At 61.0% G+C, this 17,655-nt stretch carries 14 protein-coding genes and 1 pseudogene; 11 read left to right on the top strand and 4 right to left on the bottom strand.

All coding sequences use genetic code 11. The annotated features are described in order from the left end of the window. Positions 1-5 precede the first annotated feature (5 nt). From rplI to SNL23_RS06685, 10 genes and pseudogenes are all read left to right on the top strand, one after another. A complete protein-coding gene (rplI, locus tag SNL23_RS06730; RefSeq protein WP_003171376.1) occupies positions 6-452 on the top strand; it encodes a 50S ribosomal protein L9 in 447 nt (148 codons plus the stop codon). 134 nt (positions 453-586) lie between these two features. Beyond that, a complete protein-coding gene (gene dnaB / locus SNL23_RS06725) occupies positions 587-1,981 on the top strand; it encodes a replicative DNA helicase (protein ID WP_064450415.1) in 1,395 nt (464 codons plus the stop codon). Between the two features lie 99 nt (positions 1,982-2,080). Continuing rightward, a complete protein-coding gene (locus tag SNL23_RS06720) occupies positions 2,081-4,384 on the top strand; it encodes a YgiQ family radical SAM protein (protein ID WP_076018045.1) in 2,304 nt (767 codons plus the stop codon). A gap of 221 nt (positions 4,385-4,605) precedes the next feature. Continuing rightward, positions 4,606-5,523, top strand: a complete 918-nt coding sequence (locus SNL23_RS06715; protein ID WP_318301884.1) for an NAD synthetase — start codon at positions 4,606-4,608, stop codon at positions 5,521-5,523. Continuing rightward, positions 5,523-5,972, top strand: a complete 450-nt coding sequence (locus SNL23_RS06710) for a hypothetical protein (protein WP_167664828.1) — start codon at positions 5,523-5,525, stop codon at positions 5,970-5,972. The genes SNL23_RS06715 and SNL23_RS06710 overlap by 1 nt, the downstream gene beginning before the upstream one ends. A 39-nt stretch (positions 5,973-6,011) precedes the next feature. Further along, positions 6,012-6,116, top strand: a pseudogene (locus SNL23_RS06705) (NAD synthetase); the annotation flags it as partial. Continuing rightward, positions 6,113-6,565, top strand: coding sequence for a hypothetical protein (locus SNL23_RS06700; RefSeq protein ID WP_318301883.1), 453 nt, complete (start codon positions 6,113-6,115; stop codon positions 6,563-6,565). The pseudogene SNL23_RS06705 and the gene SNL23_RS06700, both read left to right, overlap by 4 nt. A 209-nt stretch (positions 6,566-6,774) precedes the next feature. Next, on the top strand, positions 6,775-10,065 hold the full coding sequence (locus SNL23_RS06695; RefSeq protein WP_076018041.1) for a transglutaminase family protein: 3,291 nt from the start codon (positions 6,775-6,777) through the stop codon (positions 10,063-10,065). A gap of 175 nt (positions 10,066-10,240) precedes the next feature. After that, a complete protein-coding gene (locus SNL23_RS06690) occupies positions 10,241-12,727 on the top strand; it encodes a circularly permuted type 2 ATP-grasp protein (RefSeq protein ID WP_318301882.1) in 2,487 nt (828 codons plus the stop codon). Next, positions 12,727-13,617, top strand: a complete 891-nt coding sequence (locus SNL23_RS06685; RefSeq protein ID WP_076018040.1) for a transglutaminase family protein — start codon at positions 12,727-12,729, stop codon at positions 13,615-13,617. Before SNL23_RS06690 ends, SNL23_RS06685 begins: the two co-directional genes overlap by 1 nt. A 130-nt stretch (positions 13,618-13,747) precedes the next feature. Here SNL23_RS06685 and SNL23_RS06680 read toward each other — a convergent pair whose 3' ends face one another. Together SNL23_RS06680 and SNL23_RS06675 are read right to left on the bottom strand one after the other, a co-directional pair. After that, positions 13,748-13,927: a hypothetical protein gene (locus SNL23_RS06680; protein WP_076018039.1), complete on the bottom strand. Its 180-nt coding sequence runs from the start codon at positions 13,925-13,927 to the stop codon at positions 13,748-13,750. A 68-nt stretch (positions 13,928-13,995) separates the two neighbouring features. After that, the gene (locus SNL23_RS06675; protein ID WP_063033377.1) at positions 13,996-14,583 is read right to left on the bottom strand and encodes a TIGR00730 family Rossman fold protein; all 588 of its coding nucleotides are present in this window, start codon (positions 14,581-14,583) and stop codon (positions 13,996-13,998) included. A gap of 337 nt (positions 14,584-14,920) precedes the next feature. Here SNL23_RS06675 and azu point away from each other — a divergent pair, with 337 nt between their 5' ends. Continuing rightward, positions 14,921-15,367: an azurin gene (azu, locus tag SNL23_RS06670; RefSeq protein WP_008439083.1), complete on the top strand. Its 447-nt coding sequence runs from the start codon at positions 14,921-14,923 to the stop codon at positions 15,365-15,367. A gap of 111 nt (positions 15,368-15,478) precedes the next feature. Here the strand turns inward: azu and nadE are convergent, their stop codons facing one another. Both nadE and pncB read right to left on the bottom strand, forming a co-directional pair. Then, positions 15,479-16,306, bottom strand: a complete 828-nt coding sequence (nadE, locus tag SNL23_RS06665; RefSeq protein WP_076018038.1) for an ammonia-dependent NAD(+) synthetase — start codon at positions 16,304-16,306, stop codon at positions 15,479-15,481. A 3-nt stretch (positions 16,307-16,309) separates the two neighbouring features. Continuing rightward, positions 16,310-17,524: a nicotinate phosphoribosyltransferase gene (gene pncB, locus SNL23_RS06660; RefSeq protein ID WP_076018037.1), complete on the bottom strand. Its 1,215-nt coding sequence runs from the start codon at positions 17,522-17,524 to the stop codon at positions 16,310-16,312. Positions 17,525-17,655: the final 131 nt, after the last annotated feature.

The following is a 17,655-nucleotide window of genomic DNA, read 5'->3' as shown; positions in this document are numbered from 1 at the left end:
TTCACATGCAACTGATCCTTCTGGAAAAAGTCGCCAACCTGGGCAACCTGGGCGACAAAGTGAACGTTAAGGCCGGCTACGGTCGTAACTACCTGCTGCCATACGGCAAAGCCACCGCTGCAACCGCTGCCAACCTGGCTGCGTTTGAAGAGCGTCGTGCTGAGCTGGAAAAAGCAGCAGCAGACAAAAAAGCTTCGGCCGAAACTCGCGCTGCCCAACTGGCTGAGCTGGAAGTGACTATCACTGCCACCGCCGGTGACGAAGGCAAGCTGTTCGGTTCGATCGGCACCCACGACATCGCTGATGCACTGACCGCCTCCGGCGTTGAAGTGCAGAAGAGCGAAGTTCGTCTGCCGAACGGCACCATCCGCAACGTTGGCGAATTCGATGTAGCCGTGCACCTGCACGCTGAAGTCGAAGCAACCGTACGCGTTGTTGTGGTAGCAGCTTAAGCAGCACCTAACTGACTGGCACCTCGCGTGCCGGGCGGTTAACATCGGGCACGATCCTGTTTACAGGTCGTGCCTTTTGTTTTTCTGCCTTTTGTTTTCTGTAGCCCCTGATTCTCCAACTATTCCAAGTGGCCATGAACGATATCTCCGCTCCTGAGCAATATGATCTGCAAACCGCTGCCCTGAAGGTGCCGCCGCATTCCATCGAGGCCGAACAGGCCGTGCTCGGTGGTTTGATGCTGGACAACAACGCCTGGGAGCGCGTGCTGGATCAAGTCTCGGACGGCGATTTCTACCGTCATGACCACCGCCTGATCTTCCGCGCCATTGCCAAGCTGGCCGACCAGAACTCACCGATCGACGTGGTGACCCTGGCCGAGCAACTGGACAAGGAAGGCCAGACATCCCAAGTGGGCGGCCTGGGTTACCTGGGCGAGCTGGCGAAAAACACGCCATCGGTCGCCAACATCAAGGCCTATGCGCAGATCGTCCGCGCGCGGGCCACGTTGCGCCAACTGATCGGCATCGCCACCGAGATCGCCGACAGTGCCTTCAACCCGGAAGGCCGTACCGCGGAAGAGATTCTTGACGAAGCCGAGCGGCAGATCTTCCAGATCGCCGAGGCCCGCCCGAAAACCGGCGGCCCGGTCAGCGTCAACGACCTGCTGACCAAGGCCATCGACCGTATCGATACCCTGTTCAACACCGATAACGCCATTACCGGCCTGTCCACCGGCTACACCGACCTCGACGGCATGACCAGCGGCCTGCAGCCGTCTGACCTGATCATCGTCGCCGGCCGTCCGTCCATGGGTAAAACCACCTTCGCCATGAACCTGGTGGAGAACGCCGTGTTGCGCAGCGACAAGGCCGTCCTGGTTTACTCCCTGGAGATGCCAGGTGAATCGCTGATCATGCGTATGTTGTCGTCCCTGGGCCGCATCGACCAGACCAAGGTGCGTGCCGGTCGCCTGGAAGACGACGATTGGCCGCGGCTGACCTCGGCGGTCAACCTGCTCAACGACCGCAAGCTGTTTATCGATGATACCGCGGGCATCAGCCCGTCGGAAATGCGCGCGCGTACCCGACGCCTGGTGCGTGAGCATGGCGACATCGCCCTGATCATGATCGACTACCTGCAACTGATGCAGATCCCGGGTTCCAGCGGCGACAGCCGGACCAACGAGATTTCCGAGATTTCCCGCTCGTTGAAAGCCCTGGCCAAGGAATTCAACTGCCCGGTGGTTGCCCTGTCGCAGCTCAACCGATCTCTTGAGCAACGTCCGAACAAGCGCCCAATCAACTCCGACTTGCGGGAATCCGGAGCGATCGAGCAGGATGCTGACGTGATCATGTTCGTGTACCGGGACGAGGTGTACCACCCGGAAACCGAGCATAAAGGCATCGCCGAAATCATCATCGGTAAACAGCGTAACGGGCCAATCGGCACCACGCGCCTGGCCTTTATCGGCAAATACACCCGCTTCGAAAACCTGGCGCCGGGTAGCTATAACTTCGACGACGAGTAAAAAGTCGTCCTGCCAATTCCGACTGCAAAGGTCGGAATTGGTCAAAATTTGTGCTATATTCCGCGCCCGCGATTTTTCATCTCAACACCGGTCACCGTCATGCAAACAGCCAAGCCGTTATTTGACTATCCCAAGTACTGGGCCGAATGTTTCGGTCCTGCGCCATTCCTGCCGATGAGCAGGGAGGAGATGGATCAGCTTGGCTGGGATTCATGCGACATCATCATCGTCACCGGTGACGCGTATGTAGACCATCCGTCGTTCGGCATGGCAATCATCGGCCGGTTGCTGGAGTCCCAGGGCTTCCGCGTCGGGATCATTGCCCAGCCCAACTGGCAGTCCAAAGACGACTTCATGAAGCTCGGCGAGCCGAACCTGTTCTTCGGCGTCGCGGCCGGCAACATGGACTCGATGATCAACCGCTACACCGCCGACAAGAAAATCCGTTCCGATGACGCCTACACCCCCGGTGGCATGGCTGGCAAACGTCCGGACCGCGCGAGCCTGGTCTACAGCCAGCGCTGCAAGGAAGCCTACAAGCACGTGCCAATCGTGCTCGGCGGCATCGAAGCGTCCCTGCGCCGCATTGCCCACTACGACTACTGGCAGGACCGGGTACGTAACTCGATCCTGATCGACGCCTGCGCCGATATCCTGCTGTACGGCAACGCCGAGCGGGCCATCGTCGAAGTCGCCCAGCGCCTGTCGTGGGGCCACAAGATCGAAGACATCACCGACGTGCGCGGCACCGCGTTCATTCGCCGTGACACGCCTGAAGGCTGGTACGAGGTGGATTCCACCCGTATTGATCGTCCGGGCAAGATCGACAAGATCATCAACCCGTACGTGAATACCCAGGACACCCAGGCCTGCGCCATCGAGCAGGAAAAGGGCCCGACGGACGACCCGGAAGAAGCCAAGGTCGTACAGATTCTGGCCAGCCCGCGCATGACCCGTGACAAGACAGTCATTCGTCTGCCGTCCGTGGAAAAAGTCCGCGGCGACTCGGTGCTGTATGCCCACGCCAACCGCGTGCTCCACCTGGAAACCAACCCGGGCAACGCGCGCGCCCTGGTGCAGAAGCATGGCGAAGTGGACGTGTGGTTCAACCCGCCACCGATTCCCATGACCACCGAAGAAATGGACTACGTGTTCGGCATGCCTTACGCCCGTGTTCCACACCCGGCGTACGGCAAGGAAAAGATCCCGGCCTACGACATGATCCGTTTCTCGGTAAACATCATGCGTGGCTGTTTCGGCGGCTGCACCTTCTGCTCGATCACCGAGCACGAAGGCCGGATCATCCAGAACCGTTCCGAAGAGTCGATCATTCGCGAAATCGAAGAGATCCGCGACAAAGTGCCAGGCTTCACCGGCGTTATCTCCGACCTCGGCGGCCCGACTGCGAACATGTACCGCATCGCCTGCAAGAGCCCGGAAATCGAATCCGCGTGCCGCAAGCCGTCCTGCGTGTTCCCGGGTATCTGCCCGAACCTGAACACTGACCACTCGTCGCTGATCCAGCTGTATCGCAGCGCCCGTGCGTTGCCGGGTGTGAAGAAGATCCTGATCGCTTCCGGCCTGCGCTACGACCTCGCCGTCGAGTCGCCGGAATACGTGAAAGAGCTGGTGACCCACCACGTTGGTGGCTACCTGAAGATCGCCCCGGAACACACCGAGGAAGGTCCGCTCAACCAGATGATGAAACCGGGCATCGGCAGCTATGACAAGTTCAAGCGCATGTTCGAGAAGTACACCAAGGAAGCGGGCAAGGAGCAGTACCTGATTCCTTACTTCATCGCTGCCCACCCGGGCACCACCGATGAAGACATGATGAACCTGGCCCTGTGGCTCAAGGGCAACGGCTTCCGCGCTGACCAGGTGCAGGCGTTCTACCCGTCGCCAATGGCCACGGCCACCGCGATGTACCACTCGGGCAAGAACCCGCTGCGCAAGGTCACCTACAAGAGCGACGCGGTGACCATCGTCAAGAGCGAAGAACAGCGCCGTCTGCACAAGGCCTTCCTGCGCTACCACGACCCGAAAGGCTGGCCGATGCTGCGTGAAGCCTTGACCCGTATGGGCCGTGCCGACCTGATCGGGTCGGGCAAGGAGCAACTGATCCCGTTGCATCAGCCGTCCACCGACAGCTACCAGAGCGCCCGTCGCAAGAACTCGACGCCAGCTGGCAGCCACAAGGTTGCGAAGGAAACCACCACCAGGATCCTCACCCAGCACACCGGCTTGCCGCCCCGTGGCAGTGACGGCAGCAACCCGTGGGACAAGCGTGAGCAAGCCAAGGCCGCGGCCATGGTGCGCAACAAGCAGGCCGCCAAGGAACGCACCGACGCAGCCAAGGGCAAAGGCAAGAAGCCAGCCCGCAAGCCGGTCGTGCCGCGTTGATCGCAGCCTGAAACGCAAAACGCCAGCCTCGTGCTGGCGTTTTGCTTTCTAGCGGGTGGGTAGCCTGTTTGTTAAGGTGGCGCCCATTCGAGCGCCATCGCAGGCAAGCCAGCTCCCACATTTGACCGGGTTCCAGCATGAGAATGCGGTCAAATGTGGGAGCGGGCTTGCTCGCGAAAGCGCCAGTTCAGACACCACCCATTTCAAGGAAGAACACCCCCATGAGCAGCCCCCTGCTTGGCATCGGCATGGACTCCAACCGCTCCCAGTTCATGGCGCGCCAGCGTATCGAAAGCCAGATCAACCTGCCACGCCTGTTTGCCGCCATCGACGCCGACCCCGGCATTGTGGGGGCGGGTGTGGTGTATATCGATGCTGACTTCAATGTCGTCACCCTGCGCGAATTCCAACCCCTCTGCAGCATTGCGCCCAAGCGTGTGATCTTGCGTGAAGCGCAGAGGTACATTGCGCCGGCGCAGTTCGCCCAGCAGGTTCAGGACAACCCCCGTGAATCGCGGCTGGTTGGGGAAGCGATCAACACCACGTTGTCGTGTGCCGGTGCTGTTATCGGCTGGGTAGTGGTGCTCAGCGGATCCGTTGCAATACCGTTTTCGGCGGGCGCCAGTACTGTGATTGCAGCCCTCGGCTACACCGCTGCGGCAGCCAGTACTGTTCAGTGTTTTGCTGGTGGCTACCGCACCGTCAACGAAATAAGAAACCCATCGCGCAACGACGAGCTCGACGGCGAGGAATGGTATCAATACACGATGATTGCGTTGGACGCCGCATCGTTGGTAGGTGTCGGCGCATCGTCACTGACCACCCTCAAGCTGGTTCGGCTGAATAAGGCGACAACCGGCAAAAGTGTTCGGGAGGTGCTGAAGGGCTTGAATCGGCAGGAGCGCGCCAAACTGACCAAGGAGTTGCTAAGTATTAACGACCCTCGCCTGACTTCGAAGATGCGCAAGTTGCGGCAGTTATCGGGTGAGTTGCCCAAGCGATTCACGCCCACACAGGTCAAGCATGCAACGGTTACGCAAATACAGGACGCTCTGGGCGCTTCCATTGGTTTCACTGGAAGCGCGCTCTCCGGGAATGTTCGGACCATTGCCGTAGGTCTATATGAGGAGATCGAGTAATGAACCAAGCGCCGAGCATTCGCGGCTTTCTATCACAGTACTTTCCCGTTTTCATGGGAGCGATATTTGCATCGGTATTTTCCCTGGTCTTTGCGGTGCCGTTGTTTTTTGACAGCTATTTCCGGGACCTTTCTCTGGCTGATAACGCCAAGTACTCCTTTATCGGCGGAATCGCTCTGACGATGATCATCGTGCACTGCAACTTCATGATCGCCCGTGGGCGCCCGCAGTGGGTGTGGCCGCTGGTGGTGTTGCTGGGGCTTTGTTTTGTGTGTGTGCTGCCCACGATCGAGTATCGGCCACACATGTTTATTTATGGAATGAGCGTGCTTTTACCCTTGCTCGCGCTGCTATTGCTCAACAGCAAGCGCCACCGCGAAATGCGTCAGAAGCTGCTCGAAGTGCGCCACCTGCGCGAAGCCATAATCGCCAGGCACAAGGCCCGTTGAGTGGGTAGTGCCGTCACCACCATGCTCGTATCAAGCGGCCAAATTAAAAATGCTTGGGGCGCAACGGCGGGCCTTATAGGGAGTGCTTATACGGGCAACGTAAAAACCATCGCATTGGGGTTGTATGAGGAGGTCGGAGAATGAGCGAGCTGATGACGCTTCGTGATTTTTTCAGGCATTACTTCCTTACTTTTATCGGTGGTGTATTTGCGGCCTATTTTTCTTTGGGCTTCGCTACAGCGCTTTCCTTTGCGACCTATTTTCGTGATTCACCTCTCGCTGGCGGTTTGGGCTTTTCGATCATGCTCGTCGGAGCATTGCTGATCCTGTTAACGGTCCATAGCAATTTCATGATTTTGCGCGGGCGCCCGTCGTGGGTGTGGGTAATGGTGAGTATTTACTTCGCCTGCTTTCTGTTTGTGCTTCCCATGATTCAGTACACGCCGCACGCCGTTCTTTATGGCCTGGCGTTGGTTTTTCCGCTGTTTGGCCTCTTGATACTCAACAGCTCTGTTCAGCGAGATATGCGCATTAAACTCGTGGGAATTCGCCACATTCGGCAGGCATCAGAAGCCCGGCATAAAAACCGATAGGTATCACAGCACGGATCGACATCTGGGTACTTTCACCACCCACCCTCACACTCCCGCCACAAAAATGTGCAACCCTCGCACCACGACGGCAGCCATCGCGCCGTTTTGGTGCTGTACTGCACCGGGTCCCACGATAAAGCGCAATGACTGCTGCTCTGGCATAAGTCTTGCGCGCTTTGTTTTCATGCCCTGGCTCGCAGGAGGCCGCCGTGTCGATTCATGTCGCGTTGCACCACGTTACGCATTACCGCTACGACCGCGCGGTCGAACTCGGCCCACAGATTGTCCGTCTGCGTCCGGCGGCTCATAGCCGCACGCGGATTCTTTCCTACGCGCTGAAAGTGTTGCCGGAACAGCACTTCATCAATTGGCAGCAAGACCCCCAGGGCAATTACCTGGCACGTCTGGTGTTCCCGGAAAAAACTGACGAGTTGCGCATTGAGGTCGACCTGGTCGCCGAGATGGCGGTGTTTAACCCTTTCGACTTTTTCCTGGAACCCTACGCCGAAAAAATTCCGTTCAGCTACGCCGCCGATGAGCAGCGCGAGCTGGCGCCATACCTGGAAACATTGCCGCTGACCCCGCGATTCGCCGCCTACCTGGCGGGTATCGACCGCACACCGTTGCCGGCCGTGGATTTCCTGGTAGGCCTCAACCAGCGTCTGGCCGCCGACATCGGCTACCTGATCCGCATGGAGCCGGGCGTACAGACCCCGGAATTCACCCTCGAAAACGCCTCCGGTTCCTGCCGGGATTCAGCGTGGTTGCTGGTGCAACTGCTGCGCAATCTCGGATTGGCGGCGCGGTTTGTGTCCGGTTATCTGATCCAGCTGACCGCCGACGTCAAAGCCCTGGACGGCCCGTCCGGCACCGAAGTGGATTTCACCGACCTGCATGCCTGGTGCGAAGTGTATTTGCCCGGCGCCGGTTGGATCGGTCTAGATGCCACCTCCGGCTTGTTCGCCGGTGAAGGGCATATCCCGTTGGCTTGTAGTCCTGATCCTTCCTCAGCAGCGCCCATCAGTGGCCTGGTGGAACCCTGCGAGTGCGAATTTACCCACGAGATGTCCGTAGAGCGGATTTGGGAAGCCCCACGGGTTACCAAGCCCTACACCGAAGAGCAGTGGCTGGCGATCCAGGCCTTGGGCCGGCAGATCGACGGTGACCTGCTCAAGGACGACGTGCGCCTGACCATGGGTGGCGAGCCGACCTTCGTCTCCATCGACGACCCCGACGGTGCGGAATGGAACACCGCCGCTCTCGGTCCGGACAAACGCCGCCTGTCTGCCGAGCTGTTCCAGCGCATGCGCAAGCACTACGCGCCCAAGGGCCTGGTGCACTTTGGCCAGGGCAAGTGGTACCCCGGCGAGCAACTGCCGCGCTGGTCCCTCAACTGCTACTGGCGCCGCGACGGCGTGCCGATCTGGCACAACAGCGCGCTGATCGCCGATGAGCAGGAAAGCTATGGCGCCGACGGCGTGATGGCCGGGCGTTTTCTGGCCAGCGTCGCCGAGCGCCTGAAACTGCCTACGCATTTTGTATTCCCGGCCTACGAAGACAATTTCTATTACCTGTGGCGCGAAGGCGCCTTGCCGCAGAACGTCAGCGCCGAAGATCCGCGCCTGGAGGACAAGCTTGAGCGCGAACGCCTGCGCAAAGTGTTCAGCCAGGGCCTGGATAAAGTCATCGGCCAAGTGCTGCCGCTGGCGCGCACGGCGGCGAATGACCGCTGGCAGAGCGGCCGCTGGTACCTGCGGGACAACCATTGCCGCCTGGTGCCGGGTGATTCACCACTGGGTTATCGCCTGCCACTGGCCTCGCAGCCGTGGGTGACGGCGGCGGACTATCCGTTCGTGCACCCCACCGATCCCAACCAGGATCTGGCAGACCTGCCGACCCCCTCACAGTTGCAAAGCCACGGCGAGGCGGCCGAGAGCAAAGAGCGCACTCCGAAGATCGACGAATCCGCCGACTGGCTGACCCGCACCGCCCTGTGTGCCGAAGCGCGGGAAGGCCGGCTGTACCTGTTCATGCCGCCGCTGGAGCGGGTCGAGGATTATCTGGAGTTGGTGGCGGCCATCGAAGCCACTGCCGAAGAACTGCATTGCCCGGTGCTGCTGGAAGGTTATGAGCCGCCGAGTGATCCGCGCCTGAGCAACTTCCGGGTGACACCGGACCCGGGTGTGATCGAGGTCAACGTGCAGCCGTCCGCCACCTGGGACGAGTTGGTGGAGCGCACCGAGTTTCTCTACGAGGAAGCCCGGCAAACCCGCCTCACCACTGAAAAATTCATGATCGACGGCCGCCACACCGGCACCGGTGGCGGTAACCATTTCGTCCTCGGTGGCGCCACGCCGAAGGATTCGCCGTTCCTGCGGCGTCCCGATCTGCTGCGCAGCTTGATCAGCTATTGGCATAACCACCCGTCGTTGTCCTACCTGTTTTCCGGCCTGTTCATCGGCCCGACTTCCCAGGCGCCACGGGTCGACGAAGCGCGTAACGATGCGCTGTACGAGCTGGAAATTGCCTTCGCGCAGATGCCCGAAGTGGGCGAAGAATGCCCGCCCTGGTTGGTGGACCGCCTGCTGCGCAACCTGCTGATCGACGTCACCGGCAACACCCACCGCGCCGAGTTCTGCATCGACAAGCTCTACTCGCCGGACGGTGCCACCGGCCGCCTGGGCCTGCTGGAATTGCGCGCCTTTGAAATGCCGCCCCATGCACGCATGAGCCTGACCCAACAACTGCTGCTGCGGGCGCTGGTCGCGCGCTTCTGGCGTGAGCCCTATGCGCCGCCGAAGCTGGCGCGCTGGGGCACGGAACTGCACGACCGCTTCCTGCTGCCGCACTTCATCGAGCAGGATTTTGCCGACGTGATTGTCGAGCTGAACGCTGCCGGTTATCCGCTGCGGGCCGAATGGTTTGCTGCGCACTTGGAATTCCGTTTTCCCAAGGTCGGCGACTATGCGGTCAGCGGCATCGAACTGGAACTGCGCCAGGCCCTTGAACCCTGGCATGTGCTGGGCGAGGAGGGCGCGGTGGGCGGCACGGTGCGTTACGTGGACTCGTCCCTGGAGCGCTTGCAGGTCAAGTTGAGCGGCCTGCCACCCCAGCGTTACCTGCTGACCTGCAACGGCATTCCGGTGCCGTTGCAACCCACCGGGCGTGTCGGCGAGTTTGTGGCTGGCGTGCGCTATCGCGCCTGGCAGCCGGCCAACTGTTTGCAGCCGACCATCCCGGTGCATGCGCCGCTGGTGTTTGATCTTTTGGACACGTGGATGCAGCGCTCGCTGGGTGGTTGCCAGTACCATGTCGCCCATCCGGGCGGGCGCAATTACGACAGCCTGCCGGTGAATGCCAATGAAGCTGAAAGCCGGCGAATGGCGCGGTTTTTCCGTCTGGGACACAGCCCTGGAAAATTGCCGGTGCCGAGTGTGGTGATCAACGATGAGTTGCCGATGACCCTGGATTTACGACGTTTCCCCAATAAGAATGACTAAACGCAATTCAAAATGTGGGAGCGGGCTTGCTCGCGAATACGGTGTGTCAGAAACACATTAAGTGACTGACACTCCGCTTTCGCGAGCAAGCCCGCTCCCACACAAGCCCGCTCCCACAGTTGGATCGCGTGGTTTGTGAGTTAACCTGACTTCCCTTGCCCCTGCCGAGCGTTCCATGCCCGACTTGCTCGACCGTTACCCGCTGACCGCGGGCACTTATCACGAACTGCTGGACGACAGCGGCGCGGTTCGTGCCCATTGGCAGCGCCTGCTCGATCACCTGCAACGCAGCACCCCGGTGCAACTCGCCCAGCGCCAGGCCTTGCTGACCCGGCAGATCCAGGAAAACGGCGTGACCTACAACGTCTACGCCGACCCCAAGGGCGCCGATCGCCCCTGGGAACTCGACCTGTTGCCCCACGTGCTGGCGGCCGATGAATGGAAGCAACTGTCCGCCGGTATCGCCCAACGTGCGCGCCTGCTGAATGCGGTACTGGCCGACCTCTACGGCCCGCAACGCTTGATCGCCGAAGGTTTGCTGCCGGCAGAACTGGTGTTTGGCCACAACAATTTCCTGTGGCCGTGCCAAGGCATCCAGCCGCCCGACGGCGCCTTTCTGCACCTGTACGCCGTGGACCTGGCGCGCACGCCGGATGGCCGCTGGTGGGTCACCGCCGACCGTACCCAGGCCCCGTCCGGCGCCGGTTATGCCCTGGAAAACCGCACCATCGTGTCTCGCGCCTTCCCGGACCTGTACCGTGACTTGCAGGTGCAGCACCTCACCGGGTTCTTCCGCACCTTGCAGGAAACCCTGGCCCGCCAGGCGCCGAGCGACGACCAGCCACCGCTGATCGTGCTGCTGACCCCGGGCCGTTTCAACGAAAGCTATTTCGAGCATTTGTACCTCGCCCGCCAGCTTGGCTACCCGCTGGTGGAAGGCGGCGACCTGACCGTGCGCGACGCCACGGTGTACCTCAAGACCCTCAGCGGCCTGCGCCGGGTGCACGCGATCATGCGCCGCCTGGACGACGACTTCTGCGACCCGCTGGAGCTGCGCACCGACTCGGCCCTCGGCGTGCCCGGCCTGTTGGACGCTGTGCGCCAAGGCAATGTGCTGGTGGCCAACGCCCTGGGCAGCGGCGTGCTGGAATCCCCTGGCCTGCTGGGCTTCCTGCCGAAGATCAATCAATTCCTGTTTGGCGAAGAACTGATCCTGCCGTCCATCGCCACCTGGTGGTGCGGTGAGGCGCCGGTGCTGGCCGAAGCCCTGGAAAAACTGCCGGAACTGCTGATCAAACCGGCGTTTCCGTCGCAAAGTTTCACCCCGGTGTTTGGTCGCGACTTGAACGACGAACAACGCGAGGCCCTGGCCGAACGCATGCGCGCGCGGCCTTACGCCTATGTCGCCCAGGAACTCGCGCAGCTGTCACAGGCGCCGGTCTGGCACACCGTCGACGATCACCTGCAACACCGCGCCATCGGCATGCGTGTCTACGCCGTGGCCAGCGCCGACGGTTACCGGGTACTGCCCGGTGGCCTGACTCGTGTGGCCGCCGAAGCCGATGCCGAAGTGGTGTCGATGCAGCGCGGCGGTGCGAGCAAGGACACCTGGGTGCTTGGCGAACGCGCCCTCGGCACCGAGCAATGGCGCGCCCAGCGGGCCATCGGCGCACATGACCTGGTGCGGCGCGATCCGTACCTGCCGTCGCGGGTGGTGGAAAACCTGTTCTGGTTTGGCCGCTATTGCGAGCGCTGTGATGACAGTGCGCGCTGGCTGCGCATCGTCCTCGCCCGCTATGTCGACGGAGACGACCCGCTGGCGCTGCAGGCGGCGGTTGAGCTGGGTGAGAACCTGCGACTGTTGCCGGAGGAGGGCGAATTGCCTGAGCGGCTTCAGGCGGCGTTGCTCGGTGACGATTGGCCGTCGAGCCTGCGGGCCAACTTGCAGCGCTTGCAGTGGGCGGCGTCCCAGGTGCGCGGCAAGCTGTCCCGGGAAAACTGGCAGGCGCTGGTGGAGTTACAGCGCGAAGCCCTGGAGCTGGAGAGCGAAGAGCCGGACTTCGGCGAACTGCTGGATTTCCTCAACCGCTTGGTGATGTCCTTGGCGGCGCTGTCGGGCTTTGCCCTCGACGACATGACCCGCGACGAAGGCTGGCGTTTCTTGATGATGGGCCGGCGCATCGAGCGCCTGCAATTTCTCAGCAGCAGCCTCGCCGCCTTCCTGGGCGGTGTGGCGGTGTTCGATCAGGCCGGGCTGGAATGGTTGCTGGAACTGGGCAACAGCAGCATCACCTATCGTTCGCGCTACCTCGCGGTGCCGCAATTGATTCCGGTGCTGGACCTGTTGCTTTTGGACGAGCAGAACCCCCACGCGGTGCTGTTCCAGCTGAAACTGGTGAGCCGCACCTTGCGCCGCCTGAATGACGATTTCGGCGTGCCCCGGGAAACCGGGTTGGCGCCGTTGGTGGAGCGCCTGGCGCGCTTTGACCTGGGCTGCCTGGAGAACCCGCTGTTCGGCGAGTCCAGCGTGCGCGCTGCGCTGGATGGCCTGGCCGACCTGCTGCAAGCGGTGGCCGATGAAAGCGGGCAAGTCTCCGACCGCCTGGCCTTGCGCCATTTTGCCCATGTGGACGATGTCAGCCAGCAAACGGTGTCTGTGTGATGAGTGCCCGCTACCAGATTTTCCACGATACCCATTACCACTACGACAGCCCGGTGTCCCTGGCCCAGCAGCTGGCGCACCTGTGGCCGCGGCCTTGCGCCTGGCAGCGCTGCAGCTCGCAGCAACTGGAGATCAGCCCCGAGCCGACCTCGCGCCGGGATGAGCTGGACGTGTTTGGCAATCCGATCACCCGGCTGGCGTTCGAGCGGCCCCACGATGAGCTATTGGTCAACGCCGGGCTGACGGTGGAAGTGCTGGCGCGTCCGGTGCTGGATTTCAGCCTGTCGCCGGCCTGGGACCAGACCCGCAACGGCCTGACCTACAGCAGCCAGCCGATGTCGGCCGAGGTGATCGAGGCCTGCCGCTATCGGTTCGAATCACCCTACGTGCATTTGAAGAAAAGCTTCGTCGAGTTCTCCCAAGACTGTTTCCCGGCGGGTCGTCCGTTGCTGCTGGGTGTGCAGGCGTTGATGGAAAAGATCTTCAGCGAGTTCACCTTCGACGCCGAAGCCACCCAGGTCGCCACGCCGCTGGTGGAAGTGCTGGAGCGCCGGCGCGGCGTGTGCCAGGACTTCGCCCACCTGATGCTCGCGTGCCTGCGTTCCCGAGGCCTGGCGGCGCGGTATATCAGTGGTTACCTGCTGACCCAGCCACCGCCCGGCCAGCCACGGTTGATCGGCGCGGATGCGTCCCACGCGTGGGTGTCAGTGTTTTGCCCGGTGTCGGGTTGGGTGGATTTTGATCCGACCAACAATGTGCAGCCGGCACTGGAACACATCACCCTGGCCTGGGGCCGGGATTTCTCCGATGTTTCGCCGTTGCGGGGGGTGATTCTGGGGGGAGGGAGCCATGACCCGGAAGTGCGGGTGACGGTGATGCCGCTGGAGTAATGCGCAAGATCGTTCCCACGCTCCGCGTGGGAATGCCTGCCGTGACGCTCTGCGTCACCCTGCACATATCTCAAATCGGGACGCGGAGCGCCCCAGGATGCATTCCCACGCGGAGCGTGGGAACGATCACCTATTCAGCGTCTTTCGGTGCTTCGGTTTCGTCTGTAGCCACTGTACCTTCAGCATCCGGGTTCAGTGCACCGGCTTCTTCGTCGGCTGCAGTTTTCTTGCGCTGCAGCTTTTCCTCTTTCTTCTGCTCTTTGGCCAAGTCTCTCTGACGTTTGGCGAAGGAGTAATTAGGTTTTGCCATGGGCGATCCTCTGGGGTCGAAGGTGAGGTTGAGCGGCGCGTATTCTGCCTTTAATCGCGTCCCAAGGGTTAATCGGGTTTTTGGTCCACCCATTTGGGCAAGACCAGCGGTTGCCAGGCATCCAGTACGTCAAGCAGCTCAGCCGGCGATTCGCTCATTTGCAGCATGGCACGATGCGGTGCACGGACGAAACCTTCGCCGACGATATGATCAAGAAAATCGGTCAACTTGCGGTAAAAACCATTCACTTCGAGCAAACCCAGCGGTTTTCCGTGGTAACCGAGCTGGCCCCAGGTCCAGACTTCGAACAGTTCTTCCAGGGTGCCCAGGCCGCCTGGCAGCGCAATAAAGGCGTCGCTCAGTTCGGCCATGCGGGCCTTGCGGGCGTGCATGCCGTCGACCACTTCCAGGCGGGTCAGGCCTTTGTGGCCGATTTCCAGGACCTTCAGGCTTTCGGGAATAATCCCGATCACTTCACCGCCGGCTTCCAGGGCGGCATCGGCGACGATGCCCATCAGGCCCACGGCGCCACCGCCGTACACCAGGGTCAGCTTGCGTTCGGCCAGCGCGCGCCCGAGGGCCACGGCTGCTTCACGGTAGGCCGGGTTGGTGCCGCTGCTGGCACCGCAAAACACACAGACAGACTTCAAGGACATACCTGACTCCACTCAGTTGTGGCTAAAGAGTAAAGGCTGGCCTGCGTCTCTCAAAGGATTAAACCTCGCGTTGAGGCGTTTCACAGGTGCCGCTGGCGCCACAGGCATAGGCGGCAAGCAGGCTGCGGAACAGGCTATTGAGGTGCATGGCTCGGACTCCGGAAGGGTGATGAGCCGATCATAGGCCGGCATCAGTACTTTGGCCGGTAGATTGTGTCGATGAGTCTGATAGCCTAAAGTTGTATACAATCTGTTGACTCAGATCATAAGAATTCCCGCCTGCCTCAGGCACCCTTGTCGCAATACGCGTTTTTTAAACCCTGCCCTGGAGATTCACATGTTTGCCAAACTCGTTGCTGTTTCCCTGCTGACTCTGGCTAGCGGCCAGTTGCTTGCTGCAGAGTGCAAGGTCACTGTCGACTCCACTGACCAGATGTCCTTCAACACCAAGGCCATCGAAATCGACAAGAGCTGCAAGACGTTCACCGTTGAGTTGACCCACTCCGGCAGCTTGCCGAAAAACGTCATGGGCCATAACTGGGTGCTGAGTTCCGCCGCCGACATGCCTGGCATCGCCAGCGACGGCATGGCCGCCGGCATCGACAAGAACTACCTGAAAGACGGCGACACCCGCATCATCGCCCACACCAAGATCATCGGTGCTGGCGAGAAAGACTCCGTGACCTTCGATGTGTCGAAGCTGGCGGCAGGTACTGATTACGCATTCTTCTGCTCGTTCCCAGGCCACATCTCGATGATGAAAGGCACTGTGACCCTGAAGTAATCACCCTTGTAGGAGCGAGCTTGCTCGCGAAAACCTCAAAGGCACCGCGCTCATCCAGGATGGGCGCGTTTTCGTTGACGATCTTCGCGAGCAAGCTCGCTCCTACAGTGCTCAGGGTGCAAACGGCATTACCCGCTTGTGCTCGGTCTTGCGATAGGTGTCGCAGATGATCTTGAAGGCTTCCTCGCGCACCGGCTCGCCGTGCAGGAACGCATCGATCTCGGCATAGGTCACGCCATGGGACGCTTCATCCGGCTTGCCCGGCGAGAGGTCTTCCAGGTCGGCCGTCGGGATTTTCTCCACCAACGATTCCGGTGCACCAAAGTGCCGGGCAATCGCGCGCACCTGGTTCTTCACCAGCCCGCTCAGCGGCGCCAGGTCGCAGGCGCCATCACCGAACTTGGTGAAAAAGCCCATCACCGCTTCCGCCGCATGGTCGGTACCGATCACCAAACCACTGGCCGCGCCGGCGATGGTGTACTGCGCCACCATGCGCATGCGCGCCTTGGTGTTGCCCAGCACGAAGTCCCGGGAGACCGCGGCCTTGCCTTCAAACGCAGCCACTTCATTGGCCAGGGATTTCACCGCCGGGCCGATGTTCACCGTGTGGCGCTCGTCGGGTTCGATAAAGTCCACGGACGCTTGGGCATCGTGTTCGTCGAACTGGGTTTCGTAGGGCAGGCGCACCGCGATAAAGCGGTAAGCGTCGTCGCCCTTGGCGGCCCGCAACTCTTCCATCGCACGCTGGGCCAGCAGGCCGGCGGTCAGCGAGTCGACGCCGCCGCTGATGCCCAGCACCAACGTCTTGAGGCCTGAATTGAGCAGGCAGTCCTGGATAAAGGTAACGCGCCGGGCGACCTCCGCCTCAAGGGCGGCCTGGTCCTTGAACGGTGGTTGGACCTTGAGCTGTTCAGCAATCTCGCGCTGTACGGCTTGCATGATTCACTCCTTGCTGGGTAGGGCAGGTACTTTGAAAACGTGGCGCAAATAAGCGACGAAGTTCGGATCGGTGCAGTGGGTCTTGCCCGCTTCATCAGAGATCTTTGCGACGGGCTGGCCATTACAGGCGGTCATTTTAAGCACGATGCTCATCGGTTCCACACCTGGAATGTCACAGGTCAGGTTGGTGCCGATGCCGAAGCTCACATTGATCCGACCACGCAGCGCGCGGAAAATCTCCAGCGCCTTGGGCAGCGACAGGCTGTCGGAGAACACCAGGGTCTTGCTCATCGGCTCGATCCCCAGCTTGTGATAGTGGGCGATTGCCTTTTCGGCCCATTGCACCGGGTCACCGGAGTCGTGGCGCAGGCCGTCGAAGAGTTTGGCGAAGTACAGGTCGAAATCGCCGAGGAACGCATCGGTGGTGATGCAATCGGTCAGGGCGATGCCCAGCAGGCCACGGTATTCCCGCACCCAGCAATCGAGGGCGGCGATCTGGCTGTCGATCAGGCGCGGGCCGAGTTGTTGGTGGGCCATGATCCATTCGTGGGCCATGGTGCCCAGCGGCTTCATATCAAACTCACGGGCCAGGTGCACGTTGCTGGTGCCGACAAAACGCCCGGGGAAGTCGTGCTTGAGCACGCTCACCACTTCTTCCTGCACGCGGTAGGAGAAGCGTCGGCGCGTGCCGAAATCCGCCACCTGCAATTCGGAGAGCTCTTCGACGCTGGCATTCGCCGTCAGCCAGTCGAACTTGCGATACAGCTGCTCGCGGGCCTGTTCGAGGATCACGGTCTGGTAGCGATAGCGGTTACGCACTTCGCTGACGATGGCCAGCATCGGCACTTCAAACAGGATCACATGCAGCCACGGCCCGCGCAGGCGGATAAACAGCTCGCCGTTTTCGATGCCGGTCTGGACGTAGCGCAGGTTGAAGCGAAACAGCCCGAGGAAGCGCAGGAAATCCGGCTTCATGAAGCTGATGCGTTCCAGGAAGCCCAGTTGGTCGGGGCTCAGGCTCAGCTCGGCGAGGCGCTCGATCTGGTAGCGGATCTCCGCCAGGTACGGGCGCAGGTCTTCACTGTTACGGCAACGAAACTCCCATTCAACTTCCACGTTCGGGTAGTTGTGCAGCACCGCCTGCATCATGGTCAGCTTGTAGAAGTCGGTGTCGAGCAGGTTCTGCACGATGCGATCGGCAAACACACTCTCGCTCATAACGGGAATCTCCAGACGGGTCGGCGATGGGCGCCGACCTTTACGCACAATTAAGGAATGGCGCTAGTGGCGCATAGACCTGTGTTGTTTTGCCAGTGTTTTTTCAGCTGAGCACTGTTGTTTGGCCCCTG

This window comes from Pseudomonas sp. SED1 (genome assembly GCF_034044025.1).
Lineage (GTDB): Bacteria > Pseudomonadota > Gammaproteobacteria > Pseudomonadales > Pseudomonadaceae > Aquipseudomonas.
The sequence above is the reverse complement of the archived record's forward strand: the minus strand, read 5'-3'. Positions and strand labels throughout refer to the sequence as shown.

What these genes read in the sequence shown, in the direction of transcription:
- rplI (WP_003171376.1), top strand. Translation starts at nt 6, where the DNA reads ATGCAACTGATCCTTCTGGAAAAAGTCGCCAACCTGGGCAACCTGGGC.
- dnaB (WP_064450415.1), top strand. Translation starts at nt 587, where the DNA reads ATGAACGATATCTCCGCTCCTGAGCAATATGATCTGCAAACCGCTGCC.
- SNL23_RS06720 (WP_076018045.1), top strand. Translation starts at nt 2,081, where the DNA reads ATGCAAACAGCCAAGCCGTTATTTGACTATCCCAAGTACTGGGCCGAA.
- SNL23_RS06715 (WP_318301884.1), top strand. Translation starts at nt 4,606, where the DNA reads ATGAGCAGCCCCCTGCTTGGCATCGGCATGGACTCCAACCGCTCCCAG.
- SNL23_RS06710 (WP_167664828.1), top strand. Translation starts at nt 5,523, where the DNA reads ATGAACCAAGCGCCGAGCATTCGCGGCTTTCTATCACAGTACTTTCCC.
- SNL23_RS06700 (WP_318301883.1), top strand. Translation starts at nt 6,113, where the DNA reads ATGAGCGAGCTGATGACGCTTCGTGATTTTTTCAGGCATTACTTCCTT.
- SNL23_RS06690 (WP_318301882.1), top strand. Translation starts at nt 10,241, where the DNA reads ATGCCCGACTTGCTCGACCGTTACCCGCTGACCGCGGGCACTTATCAC.
- SNL23_RS06685 (WP_076018040.1), top strand. Translation starts at nt 12,727, where the DNA reads ATGAGTGCCCGCTACCAGATTTTCCACGATACCCATTACCACTACGAC.
- SNL23_RS06680 (WP_076018039.1), bottom strand. Translation starts at nt 13,927, where the DNA reads ATGGCAAAACCTAATTACTCCTTCGCCAAACGTCAGAGAGACTTGGCC.
- SNL23_RS06675 (WP_063033377.1), bottom strand. Translation starts at nt 14,583, where the DNA reads ATGTCCTTGAAGTCTGTCTGTGTGTTTTGCGGTGCCAGCAGCGGCACC.
- azu (WP_008439083.1), top strand. Translation starts at nt 14,921, where the DNA reads ATGTTTGCCAAACTCGTTGCTGTTTCCCTGCTGACTCTGGCTAGCGGC.
- nadE (WP_076018038.1), bottom strand. Translation starts at nt 16,306, where the DNA reads ATGCAAGCCGTACAGCGCGAGATTGCTGAACAGCTCAAGGTCCAACCA.
- pncB (WP_076018037.1), bottom strand. Translation starts at nt 17,524, where the DNA reads ATGAGCGAGAGTGTGTTTGCCGATCGCATCGTGCAGAACCTGCTCGAC.